We start from the raw sequence: 12340 nt of genomic DNA on the forward strand, positions 1-12340 counted from the left end.
TAAACCATTTGATCAGGTTTGAAGCAATTGCAAACTGCTTCAAACCTGATCAAACTTTTTTCAAACTATGGCAACTCTTTCAAACCCATGAACCTATCTCACACCCCAAACGTGTTCAAGCCTTAAACTTTATCAAACTACTCAAACTTGAAACCTGCTCAAACCCTCTTCCCCTCAATTTGATAGAATCGTTCTCTTGCTTTGATAGGATCATTCCAACAAAAAATGGTGTATTACCCGAACTTTGTGGTAGTAAACCTCTTAAACACGATTAATATGGAAGCGACACTCGAGGCTCCGGTTCGGACGGATCATCCGACTTTTAAAGAACGATACGAAAATTTCATTGGTGGCAAATGGGTAGCTCCGGCTCGTGGTCAGTACTTCGATAATATTTCTCCCGTTGATGGTAAGGTGTTCTGTCAGGTAGCCCGTTCGACTGCCGAAGATATAGAAAAGGCTCTGGACGCGGCTCATGCGGCTTTTCCGATCTGGTCCAAAACGTCGGTAGCCGCCCGTAGTAATGTGCTGCTGAAAATTGCCGACCGGATTGAACAGAATCTGGAGTATCTGGCGAAAATAGAAACCATTGATAACGGCAAACCCCTGCGGGAAACCCTGGCGGCCGATTTACCGCTGGTCGTCGATCATTTCCGGTACTATGCAGGGGTCATCCGGGCGGAGGAAAGCTCGGTGGCTGAACTCGATTCCACAACCGTTTCATTGAATATCCACGAACCCATTGGCGTAGTCGGACAGATCATTCCCTGGAATTTCCCGCTGCTGATGGCTACCTGGAAAGTGGCTCCGGCTCTGGCGGCGGGCTGTACCATCGTACTGAAACCCGCCGAACAAACGCCGACCAGTATTCTGATTTTGATGGAACTGGTGGGTGACTTATTACCCGAAGGCGTACTAAACGTAGTAAACGGATTTGGACTGGAAGCGGGCAAACCGCTGGCTTCGTCGAATCGGGTGGCAAAGGTTGCCTTTACGGGTGAAACGACCACGGGCCGCCTCATCCTGCAATACGCCGCTGAAAACCTGATTCCGGCTACGATGGAACTGGGAGGGAAATCGCCCAACATCATTTTCCCGAGTGTGATGGACAAGGACGATGAGTTTCTGGATAAAGCCGTGGAAGGAGCCGTACTGTTCGCTCTCAACCAGGGTGAAATCTGTACCTGTCCTTCGCGTTTGCTGGTACACGAGTCGATTTACGAGAAGTTTATTGAGAAAGTCATCGCCCGAACCAAAGCGATCAAAATGGGTAGTCCGCTTGCCCCGGATACCATGCTGGGAGCCCAGGCTTCGAAAGATCAGTACGAAAAGATTCTGTCGTACATTGAAATTGGGAAGCAGGAAGGAGCTGAAGTACTGACGGGTGGAGCAGCGTTCCATCAGAATAGCGGACTGGAAAACGGCTACTACATTCAGCCGACGATTCTGAAAGGGCACAACAAAATGCGGATTTTCCAGGAAGAAATCTTCGGCCCGGTCTTGTCCGTAACCACCTTTAAGGATACGGAAGAAGCTATCGCCATTGCCAACGACACGTTATACGGTCTCGGTGCTGGCGTCTGGACCCGCGATGCTCACGAACTATATACGGTACCCCGAGCCATTCAGGCGGGCCGCGTATGGGTTAACTGCTATCACGCGTATCCGGCTCACGCTCCGTTTGGTGGATACAAGAAATCAGGTTTCGGTCGGGAAACGCACAAAATGATGCTGAGCCACTACCGCCAAACCAAAAACATGCTGATTTCCTACGATAAGAATAAGTTGGGATTCTTTTAACCGAGTTTTCAGTTTGCGGTTTTCTGTTTTCAGCTGGCTACTAGTCGCAGAAATCTTGCGAAGTAAAATAGGGTAGTACGTATAGAACTGCAAACTGAAAATCGCAAACTGAAAACTATCATGGTTGCTCGCGTTTTAATTACCGATGCGGCGAAAGCCATTATTGATCAACTGCGGGAAGAGCATGGTGAGCTATTGTTTCACCAGAGCGGCGGCTGTTGTGATGGATCGTCGCCGATGTGTTTTCCAATAAACGATTTCAAGATTGGCAGTCACGATGTATTACTGGGACGCGTACACGGCTGCGATTTTTACATGAGTGACTTTCAGTTTGAATACTGGCAACACACGCAATTAACGCTGGACGTAGTACCGGGACGCGGGGCTAGTTTTTCGGCGGAAATTCCGTTAGGCGTAAGGTTTCTGATTCGTTCGCGACTTTTTACGGAAGAGGAGTTGCAAAATCTGGAACCTGTTTCCGTTGGTGGAGCGGTATAAGTGCTTCATCAACGTCCGCTAGAGCTTCGGGTGAAAACCCGGAGCTCTTTTTTTATGTTGAATTGATGAATAAAAGCCAGTACGTTTACTCCAGCGTACCCGTGAGCGTTGCCAGATGACTTTTATCAAAGGCAGACAATGCCTTTTTGTTCCATTGGGCCATGTATGCTTCATTGAACTCGTTAGCCTGTGATGGCGTGGAAAAAAACTCAGGCTTTAAATGACCGACCAATTCTTTGAGTAAGGCTTTCTGCTCAGTAGTAGCTTCGGGCAGAGTCGCGTAATGATTGAACTTTCGAACCCAGAAGTAATAGCGTTCTGCCGAATTTAAGGTAGTGAGATAAAACTTCTTTCTAGCTGGAAGGCTTCTCAGCGATAGCATCTGATTGAGTTTCGATTCATCGATAGTCGACTGAAGATGAGTTATATACTGATCAGAAGTTTCTTCATGAAGCGTATTTTTGAATGAGATCTTAGAGTTGTACTGAGAACAGCCTAATGGTAGTAGCGTAAGTGAAGAGAGGAGGATATAAAAACCTTTTTTCATAAGAGAGATCAGGGGATGAGCTTGCAATTGCTTCTATCTATTTTGAACAATTTTACTTAATTTAATCAAAAGTTTATAATATTTTTTTGTTACTTTTTAATAGCGATTTAGCTTGTTGAATAATCTTCAGGGTTTTACTTTCATTCTAACGAACGAACAGATTCAAATAAAGATATTAGATAATAATAAAAGAATCACAGTAAATAAAGCTAACTCTATAGGTGAGAATCGATTGTGTATGGAAGATAAATACAAAAGGCTCAGGGTTACCTATCCTGAGCCTTTTGTATTGTTTAAGCACCAATTAATTGAACCCTACACCGAAGCAGGTTCAAGAGCCAGAATGTGTCCGATGATCCGGGCCGAAGCTTCCTGGGCGAAATCAAGTCCAGAATAATCGGGATTGTACCCACCCATGTACGGAACGGCCATATTGAAGATACGATCGCTAGCTACGCCCTGCGGATCGACGATCTGAAAATCATCGGTGATGGTAATGCCGGGCACTTGCATATAGTAGGTGCCCTGGCTATCCTGACTGACGGTTTTCGGATTTTCATCCATTGCTTCTTTCCCCGCCTGAGCCGATTGAAAGGCCAGCCGGGCCTGACTGACACACTTCGCCTGCTTCAAACTTTCAAAAGGAAACGAATCCACGTTCAAGTGCGGTTGTCCGACACAATCAACGTACGTTGTGTAGGTCTGTGATTGGGCCTTCCCGGCTTCGTCCGTGTACTGGTAACGAATGCCTCCTTCGGGTTGAGGCTCTACTTCACTGTCTGAACCTACGGCAATCAGACTAAGCCGACCTGCGGCGTGCAACGCCAGTAATTCTTCAGCCGAGCTTTGGGGCACGAAGGCAATCACCAGCGAAATCAACGGCATCAGTACTTTCGTCAGCCGATGCATATCTTCCGCCGAGAAATACTTGGCGGGATAGTTTAGCGAGAAACTCAGAGCCGCCAGCATCTCCTTCCAATAGATCGACTCGCGATGCCGAATGGATTGAGCCGCTTCCTGATATTCCGCCCGGAATAAATCAAACGGATCGGTTTGTTCGCATTGGGCCATCATGGTTTCCACGAACGCTTCCAGCTTCATATCCTTGATTTGGTCGTAAAAGTCGGGGTCTTTGGTTTTAAAGGATTGCTTGAAGTTTTCATCAAAGACAAAATCCAGCGACAAAAAGCCCTCGTTGCTGGCCCGATTGGTAGCAATCGCTGCTTCGTCCATCAATGCATCGCGGGTTACCAGCGGCTCTTCCAGGTGGAAGCGAATGGCTGGTAAGAACCCATCCCGGGAATGAAGCACCATCCGAAAATCAGGAGCATCACTTTCAAAAACGACTTTACCTGCTTCGTTACGACGGAAGGTACCATTGGCACGGGCCAGGGTACGGAGGGCATCAATAGCCGTGAGCGAAGCCCCGCGTAAGGCAATCGTCTGGTTGTACACGCCCCGAAGTTTAGCGGGCGGATAGGGTGAATCGAAGTACCCCGGAATTTTCCCTTCGTACGATTTAGGCCAGTCGTGACCCGTACAAATAATCACCGCATCGAACGAAAAGCGATCCTTTTCATTGACTTCCACCGATACGCGTTGCTGATCGGGCTCATCGATAATATCCGTGACTGAACTTCCCAGATGAACGTTGGTGATGATACCCAGTTGCTGTGCCTTCTCCTGCAATAGGGAAAACTGGTCGGAAAGGTACTGTCCAAACAGTAATCGTGGCAATACGCGATAGGAGTGAAAGTTCTGGCGATCAATCCCAAACCTTTGCAGGGTTTCTTCGGGTAAGGTTTGAATCCACTCTCGCACGGAAGTGACCAACGGTGGAATTTCGTTACCGGAAACATTGGTAATATGTTCAACATTCGCCCCTTCTGAACTATAAGGCATACCAGCCCCCAACTGCTGTTTGCTTTCAAAGATGTCAATCGTTACATCTGTGGGGTGTCTTTCGACCAATTGTTTGTAAACGTATAGTCCACTGGGTCCAGCCCCCAGAATGGCGATGTGTTTTTTCACAGCTTCAACAAATGAGTTAGATCTATTCTATACGTTATTAACAAATTTCAACGCCTAGTGTTCTGAATAATAAAATTTAGCTGATAATCAGGGAATAAACAGTAGTAATAGAAAGATAATAGGATAATTACGAATCCGTTTTGGCTAAGATACTAAAGGAATCTCTAGTGATTAAATGGAACGGTATGGTATAAACGTTTAAAATTGATTTGTGTTAAAACGTTACCAGGGAAGGATCGGAATTTTAAAAAAGTCTGCCGAATCGGGCACCAGAAAGGGTGCGTACTGAAACGAGGCTTCTTTTCTGCTATCTGGAAGACCCTACAAGGGCCGTTGCAGACTCCAGTCCAGGTAACATTGATTGATTTCCCGGCGGGAGGTGAGCCGAATTTTAGGAAGTTCCGCCTGATTGAATAATTGCGTGTATCGCTTCCGATTTTTAGGCGTAACAACCAAAATATGGTGAAGCATTGCCCACTTAATACTATCCTGCCCACCTGCTAGATTGCCAGGTCTGTTGGATTGAAAAAGAGTACGGTAGAAGTAGCGGACCAGGCTGGTTAAGGTAGAGACATCTAATAGGATCAGGCCGGTTGCTCGTTTAAACCGCTGTGGCATACAAACGGTATAGTTCCCATCCATCACCCAGCGATCACCCGCGATAGCTGCATCGTGTAAGGCAACAAATTCGTCGCGTGGGCGTACGTCCCAGTTGGTATGGGGCCAATGATAAAACTGATCGAGATGGATGACTTCCAGGTTACACTTCTGACCAATGGCCTGAGCAAGCGTAGACTTACCACTGTTGGAAGGCCCCAAAATGCAGATACGATCTCCGAGTTCTGAAAGATCCATAGCAAAAAACGAATGAAGTGAGCGTTTGTAGCGATTCGATGGACTTTTGCTGGAAACGTTACAACGCAGTGGATTCAATCCGGCTTAAAATCTCTAGGAAAATGGTTTCCAGCGGAATGAAATTCAGGCCCGTACCTGGGTTTTCCAAGGCCTGTCGAACCTGATGGATGGGTACGAAACGCAGCTCGCTGATTTCTTCCGGCTGGGGTATGAAGGCGGTAATGGGAAGTTGCGTTTTCCAGACAAAGACACCCGCGAACTCCCGATCGTACAATTGGGTATGGGCATCGAAGCCGTCTATCTTCCAGACGTCAATGAAGTGTAATTCCGAAGAAGGAACGGGATACGAAAGCTCCTCGCGTACTTCCCGGAGGGCAGCCGTTCGGTAGTTTTCGCCCGGTTGCAGATGACCAGCAATGGATACGTCCCAAAGGTTTGCGAAAAGGTCTTTATCGGGATGGCGAAGATTGAGTAAGAGTTCCCGCTGATTATTAATCACCCATACTTCGGTGCTACGGTGCCAGTCTCCTTCGCGGTGTACGTCGGACCGGGCTTTCGTTTGCCAGCGGGGCAAATTCTGCTCCGTATAAAGTTCAAAATATTCCATGGTTTGGGGATAGAAGACTCCCCCAATATTCGGAAAAATCTGGCTTACATCACCAGAAAATCCGTTCGAGTTTTAGCGACCATCGCTACCACGTGCGAAATGGCTTCGGCAATGTCTTCTTCAGTAGTATAGCGTCCCAGACTAAACCGAACGGAGGCGTGAGCCAGGTCATCACTCAGACCCATGGCTTTCAGTACGTGGGAGGGAAGCACCGAAGCCGAGGTACAGGCCGAACCATTCGATACGGCGATACGAGTGAGATTAATCAACAACGCTTCGCCATCGACTGCTTCAAAAGCTAAATTACTTACCTGAGGCAGACGAGAGGTTTGGGAACCGTTCACCCGCGTACCCGGAATCTGTTGCAGCAGTTGAGTTTCGAGCTGATCCCGTAAGGCGGCCAGTCGTTCCGCTTCCTGGGTTAGCGTCTGCTGAGCCAGTTCAGCGGCTTTACCCAGGCCGACAATGCCCGGTACGTTCAGCGTGCCGGAGCGGCGGCCCCGTTCGTGTCCACCACCGTGCATCTGAATACTCAGGGGTGTACCTTTCCGAACGTATAAGGCCCCGATACCTTTGGGACCGTACAACTTATGAGCCGACAGACTGAGTAAATCGATGCCTTCAACCGATACGGGTAGTTTACCCACGGCCTGCGTCGCATCGCTATGAAAGAGTACACCGCGTTCGTTACAGATACGGGCCAGTTCGCGGATGGACTGAATGACCCCCGTTTCATTATTGGCCCACATGACCGATACCAGAGCGGTGTCAGGGCGTAAGGCGTCGCTGACTTGCTGTGCCGTGATCAGTCCGTCAGTATCCGGAGCGAGGTACGTAACTTCGCCACCTAATTTTTCCAGATGCGTACAGACATCCAGTATTGCTTTATGTTCGGTTTGTACCGTGATGAAATGTTTCTTCGAAGAGGCCTCGAATACGCCCGTCAGAGCCAGATTATTTGATTCAGTAGCTCCGCTCGTGAAAACGATTTCCTTTTCCGTAGCTCCCAGGATGCGGGCTACCTGACGGCGAGCGATTTCGACGGCTTCAGCGGCTTCCCAACCATAGAGGTGCGTACGGCTGGCAGCATTGCCAAATTGCTCGGTGAACCAGGGAAGCATCGTTTGCAGCACCCGGGAATCAACCGGCGTAGTCGCGTTATAGTCGAGGTAAATCGGACGGTTCATAGCAATTGTTACCAAAAAAATCGCCCCAGCAGTACCGGGGCGATGCGTTGGTTAAGGGGTGTTTTAAACTTGTTTTTCGACTAAATCGGCGAGCAAATCAATGTACTGGGGACTGTTATTAAGACTTTCCACCAGTTGCCAGTGCTGACCACCGTTTTTCTCGAAAACTTCTTTGTATTCCTCACCGACTTCAATCGTCGTTTCCAGACAGTCGGCTACGAATGCGGGGCTAAAAGCCAGTACATTTTTCTTCCCTTCTTTCGCCAGTTTCACGACCATATCTTCCGTATACGGCTGAATCCAGGGCGTTTTGCCGAGGCGGCTCTGGAAGCTGGTCGCGTAGGTGCCTTCTTTCAGTCCCAGTTCCTGCACCAGCAATCGCGTCGTAGCGAAGCACTGAGCCCGGTAACAGTATTGATTACCGGAATGAAGACGGTCGCAGCAGTTATTCAACTGGCAGGTCGTACCCGTCGCATCTCCTTTCAGGATCTGCCGCTCCGGTACACCGTGATAGCTGAACAGGAAGAAATCATATTCCCGTTCCTGCATGTACTTTCGGGCGGCTCCGGCAAAAAACTCGACGAATTTCGGGTGATCGAAGAACGTATTGGTAAATGAGATTTCCGGAATCACCTGCCATTTACCCACAATGTCCATTACTTTTTCGTACACCGAGCCCGTAGTGGCGGAGGCGTACTGTGGGAAAAAGGGAATGACGATAATTTTGCGTAAACCCGCTTTCTGAAACGAATCCAGTCCGGCCTGAATGCTGGGGTTTTGGTACCGCATGGCCAGTTCGACCACGTAATCAGAGCCAAGTCGTTGCTGCAAGAGGGCTTTCACATCTTCGCCGTAGAACTTCAGCGGTGAACCCCGTTCTTCCCATAATTCCTGGTACACTTTAGCCGATTTCGGTGCCCGAAACGGGGCAATGATCAAATTGACTAAAGCCCAGCGATTGGCAGTCGGAATATCAATAACCCGGCCATCCATCAAAAACTCACGCAGGTATTTCCGCACATCGGGTACACTGGGGCTATCGGGCGTGCCGAGGTTGACCAGCAGGATACCGGTTTTAAGTTTCTGAGTAGTGGGGACGGACGTTACTTCTAACACTTGCATGGCTGAGGATCGACTATTAAGTCAATCTGTAAAATAAAACGGATGACGTTTGCTCGTAAGCTTTCAACCCAACAAAGGTCGGAAATGTTTCTCAAAGCGTGGGAATGAATTGGGTTAGTTTGAGGGGTTTTAAGTCTGAGTGTTTGATCGTTTAAGGTTTTAAGTTTGATTGTTTAAAGTTGAGCATCGGAGAGACTACGGGTTGTCAAAGATGTACCTGTATCAAACCTGAAACCATTCAAACATTCTCAAATCTTAAATTTGAACCTTTAAACACTTAAACTTGAAAAACATCAAACCTTTTCAAACCTAAAACGAACAAACCCAACTCAAACCAACTACGCCGTCTCGTGCTTACGGGGCATGGCAGCTTCTACGTTTACGCCCAGTCCCTGAGCAATTCGCATACCCAGCCCGATGTCGGCCCGGAAGAAATGGCACAACTGGCGGTTGATGATTTCGTCCCGCCGAGGACCGTCTACACTACCGAGGGCACCAATAATCGTTTCTACCAAATGAGCTTTCTGCTCCTCGTCCAATACGTTGCGGTACAGGTTGCCCGGCTGTGTGTAGTGATCGTTTTCACCTTCGGCGTTGCGGTCGTACCAGTCAGCCACGTTGGAATCCAGTTCCCAGGCGGGTTCGCGGTAGGATTGATCAGCTACGGTGTTATCGAACGAATTGGGGAAGTAGTTGGGGTTACGTCCGCCATTACCATCCACCCGCATCTGACCATCGCGTTGGTAATTATTGGTGGCATAGGGACAACGGTTGACCGGAATTTGCTCGTAGTTGCCACCCAAACGGTACCGTTGGGCGTCCGGGTACGAGAGCAAACGGCCCTGTAACATTTTGTCGGGCGAATAGCCAATACCGTCAATCACGTGAGCGGGAGCAAAAGCGGCCTGTTCTACGTCCTGGAAGTAATTATTAGGGTTTTGATTCAGTTCAATTTCACCGACTTCGATAAGCGGATAATCGGCGTGAGGCCACACTTTCGTCAGATCAAAGGGATTCCAGTGGTACGTTTTCGACTCCGCTTCGGGCATAATCTGTACCATCATTTTCCACTTCGGAAAATCACCTTTATCGATGTGTTCTAGCAAATCACGCTGGGCAAAATCCATATCTTTCGCCTTCATGGCATCTGCTTCGGCCGCCGTGAAGTTCTTGATGCCCTGTTGCGTGATGAAGTGGAATTTGACGTAGAAACGCTCATTCTCCTGGTTGATGAACGAAAACGTATGGCTACCAAAGCCATGCATGTGGCGGTATCCGTAAGGCGTTCCGCGATCGGACATCAGGATCATCACTTGATGCAACGACTCCGGATTGAGTGACCAGAAATCCCACATCATCGTGGCCGATTTCATGTTGGTATACGGATCGCGTTTCTGCGTATGAATGAAATCACTGAATTTCTTGGGATCCTTGATGAAGAATACGGGCGTATTATTACCGACTAAATCCCAGTTGCCATCTTCGGTATAGAATTTCAGGGCAAAGCCACGCGGATCGCGTTCCGTATCCGCTGAGCCTTTTTCGCCACCTACGGTCGAGAAACGCAAGAACAAATGCGTTTGCTTACCGATTTCACTGAACAGTTTGGCCCGGGTATATTTTGTAATATCGTTTGTAACAGTGAAGGTACCGAATGCTCCGGAGCCTTTGGCGTGTACCACGCGTTCGGGAATACGCTCCCGATTGAAGTGAGCCATTTTTTCGTGCAGAATGTAATCCTGCAATAACAGCGGGCCACGAGGACCTACACTTTGGCTATTTTCGTGTTCGGCGTAAGGACGGCCGGATGCAGTAGTTAGCTTGTTTTGTTCCATGGGGATAAAGGTTGCTTAGTAAGAAAGAGTTGCTCTTTCGTAGAACCGGAACAAAAGTAGAAATCTGATTTACATAAGTAAAATCAATGTTTTTGATAAGTTATAATTAAAATTTATGTTATGGTTGGTAGTTGTTCATTATCAATGAATTGGAATAAAAGGTTTGCTTATTTGAGAAGCGATCGTTTCGTCATGTTGCATTCAGGGAACTTCATTATTCACCTAGACTGGACTTGGTCCATTAAACATGGCTGTTCGGTAGCTTGTAAGCCTCTCCACGACTAACAACAGCCTACTCAAGGCTACCGCATTGCGGCTGTTGTAGGTCGTTCCGCTGCTTACGGGCGGGAGGGATTTTCATCTATTAATAGGGATTGGTTACTGGTTTTAGCGAGTTAGTATAGTGGACGGCATAAAAACCGGGCCCCGTCCTATCGCGAAAAGCCGCCTGCTTCCTCGGCAATGCGGTGGCTTTGAGCAAGAGGAAGTAAGCGGCGTTCGTGCCGGCATGGAATGCATACGGACTAAAAGACAAGCATGCCTATGGGACGAAATAGTGACCCTAGAATACTAGTGAATTGTTAATAAACTTCAGTGTGGAATGCATACGACCTAAAAGACTAGCCGTATGATAGGAAATGGAGCATCAAATAATCACAATAAAAGAAGAATCAATACTCTTAGCTAACCATCCACAGTCGCCAGATACCCGATAAAACGACCAAAATCAAAGCCGCAGGCGTCAGTACTTTCCAGCCCAGGTACATGAGTTGATCGACCCGGAGGCGAGGGTAAGTCCAGCGTACCCAGATCTGAACCAGAATCAGTACGGCGGCTTTGGTCAGAATCCAGAACATCCCCGTACAATTTCCCCAGAAGGTGCCGGGCTGGCCGGAGGTCCAGTCGGCCAGTCGTACCGGACCGATGTTGGGTAGGGGCGTATTCCAGCTGCCCAGAAATAGCACGGCTCCCAGTATACTCACCAGCATCATCATGGCGTACTCACTCAGGAAAACCAGTGCCCAGCGGAACCCGGAATATTCCGTGTGGAAACCGCCGACGAGTTCCGATTCCGCTTCGGGTAAATCGAAGGGAGCCCGGTTACATTCGGCCAGTGAAGCAATGAAATAAATGATGAAAACAACGAAGAATAAAGGCATCCGAAAAATGTTCCAGCTCAGAAAACCACCGTTGGTGGTTACGTCCATTCCCCAGCTCTTGATACCCAGAAAATACACGGGTTCCGGGGAGTAAATGCCCTGCTGAAAGCTCATTTCCTGTAAATCCAGCGTCTGATTGATCATCACCACGCAGAGGATGGATAAGCCTAGCGGAATTTCGTAACTGACAATCTGAGCAACCGAACGAATGGCTCCGAATAAGGAATACTTATTGTTGGAAGCCCAGCCCGCCATCAGAATACCCAATACATCCAGCGAAACGATGGCCAGTAACCAGAAAACACCCACCGACGTAGCCGAGCCAATCCAGTCGGGACTGAGCGGTAAGACCGCATAGCCCAGATACGCAGCCAGGTAAATCAGGCAGGGAGCCACCAGATACAACCAGCGGTCGGCTAGTTTCGGAACAATATCTTCTTTCTGTAAAAGCTTCAGCAAATCGGCGAATAATTGCAGCAATCCGTAAGGGCCTACTTCGGTAGGGCCGAGCCGGTCCTGAATGAAGCCGGAAATTTTACGCTCGGCATATACGCCCACGACTACCGTAGCCAGAGTAAGGGCAAGACAGATCAGTAATGCAGGAAGCAAAACGGTACAAATTTTGGGTATACAGCGACCGAATGGGTCGCCTTCGTCCGCAAATCTACTTCCTCGCGTTCATTTAATATTTAGAATGA

The 12340-nt window shown here is 48.3% G+C and carries 10 protein-coding genes; 2 read left to right on the forward strand and 8 right to left on the reverse strand.

The window, feature by feature from the left end; translation table 11 throughout:
* The first annotated feature begins 276 nt into the window (after nt 1-276).
* Both BWI97_RS06060 and BWI97_RS06065 read left to right on the forward strand, forming a co-directional pair.
* Nucleotides 277-1800 carry an aldehyde dehydrogenase family protein gene (locus BWI97_RS06060; protein ID WP_094809068.1) on the forward strand — a complete coding sequence of 508 codons (1524 nt, stop codon included), beginning with the start codon at nt 277-279 and terminating at the stop codon, nt 1798-1800.
* A 120-nt stretch (nt 1801-1920) separates the two neighbouring features.
* Complete coding sequence (locus tag BWI97_RS06065; protein WP_094808457.1) at nt 1921-2298, forward strand: DUF779 domain-containing protein; 378 nt, start codon at nt 1921-1923, stop codon at nt 2296-2298.
* Between the two features lie 85 nt (nt 2299-2383).
* On the opposite strand, the gene BWI97_RS06070 is transcribed toward BWI97_RS06065, so the two are convergent.
* The 8 genes from BWI97_RS06070 to BWI97_RS06105 all read right to left on the reverse strand — a co-directional run bounded on the left by BWI97_RS06070 (nt 2384) and on the right by BWI97_RS06105 (nt 12251).
* Nucleotides 2384-2845 (reverse strand): bacteriocin fulvocin C-related protein, encoded by a 462-nt coding sequence (locus BWI97_RS06070; RefSeq protein WP_102200369.1) that lies wholly within the window; start codon nt 2843-2845, stop codon nt 2384-2386.
* A 315-nt stretch (nt 2846-3160) separates the two neighbouring features.
* A complete protein-coding gene (locus BWI97_RS06075; protein ID WP_102200370.1) occupies nt 3161-4876 on the reverse strand; it encodes an FAD/NAD(P)-binding protein in 1716 nt (571 codons plus the stop codon).
* 321 nt (nt 4877-5197) lie between these two features.
* Nucleotides 5198-5731: an AAA family ATPase gene (locus tag BWI97_RS06080; RefSeq protein ID WP_102200371.1), complete on the reverse strand. Its 534-nt coding sequence runs from the start codon at nt 5729-5731 to the stop codon at nt 5198-5200.
* Nucleotides 5732-5789: 58 nt separating this feature from the next.
* The gene (locus BWI97_RS06085) at nt 5790-6338 is read right to left on the reverse strand and encodes an NUDIX domain-containing protein (RefSeq protein ID WP_102200372.1); all 549 of its coding nucleotides are present in this window, start codon (nt 6336-6338) and stop codon (nt 5790-5792) included.
* Nucleotides 6339-6382: 44 nt separating this feature from the next.
* A complete protein-coding gene (locus BWI97_RS06090) occupies nt 6383-7525 on the reverse strand; it encodes a cysteine desulfurase family protein (protein ID WP_102200373.1) in 1143 nt (380 codons plus the stop codon).
* Nucleotides 7526-7588: 63 nt separating this feature from the next.
* Nucleotides 7589-8647, reverse strand: a complete 1059-nt coding sequence (hemH, locus tag BWI97_RS06095; RefSeq protein ID WP_094808458.1) for a ferrochelatase — start codon at nt 8645-8647, stop codon at nt 7589-7591.
* Nucleotides 8648-8985: 338 nt separating this feature from the next.
* The gene (locus BWI97_RS06100; protein ID WP_102200374.1) at nt 8986-10482 is read right to left on the reverse strand and encodes a catalase; all 1497 of its coding nucleotides are present in this window, start codon (nt 10480-10482) and stop codon (nt 8986-8988) included.
* A gap of 680 nt (nt 10483-11162) precedes the next feature.
* On the reverse strand, nt 11163-12251 hold the full coding sequence (locus BWI97_RS06105) for a complex I subunit 1 family protein (RefSeq protein ID WP_094811486.1): 1089 nt from the start codon (nt 12249-12251) through the stop codon (nt 11163-11165).
* Nucleotides 12252-12340 lie beyond the last annotated feature (89 nt).

It is taken from the genome of Siphonobacter sp. BAB-5405, assembly GCF_002872335.1.
Taxonomy (GTDB): domain Bacteria; phylum Bacteroidota; class Bacteroidia; order Cytophagales; family Spirosomataceae; genus Siphonobacter.

Bases quoted from the DNA above. Each gene is read 5' to 3' on its own strand.
- BWI97_RS06060 (WP_094809068.1), top strand. From the start codon at position 277: ATGGAAGCGACACTCGAGGCTCCGGTTCGGACGGATCATCCGACTTTT.
- BWI97_RS06100 (WP_102200374.1), bottom strand. From the start codon at position 10,482: ATGGAACAAAACAAGCTAACTACTGCATCCGGCCGTCCTTACGCCGAA.
- hemH (WP_094808458.1), bottom strand. From the start codon at position 8,647: ATGCAAGTGTTAGAAGTAACGTCCGTCCCCACTACTCAGAAACTTAAA.
- BWI97_RS06085 (WP_102200372.1), bottom strand. From the start codon at position 6,338: ATGGAATATTTTGAACTTTATACGGAGCAGAATTTGCCCCGCTGGCAA.
- BWI97_RS06090 (WP_102200373.1), bottom strand. From the start codon at position 7,525: ATGAACCGTCCGATTTACCTCGACTATAACGCGACTACGCCGGTTGAT.
- BWI97_RS06080 (WP_102200371.1), bottom strand. From the start codon at position 5,731: ATGGATCTTTCAGAACTCGGAGATCGTATCTGCATTTTGGGGCCTTCC.
- BWI97_RS06065 (WP_094808457.1), top strand. From the start codon at position 1,921: ATGGTTGCTCGCGTTTTAATTACCGATGCGGCGAAAGCCATTATTGAT.
- BWI97_RS06070 (WP_102200369.1), bottom strand. From the start codon at position 2,845: ATGAAAAAAGGTTTTTATATCCTCCTCTCTTCACTTACGCTACTACCA.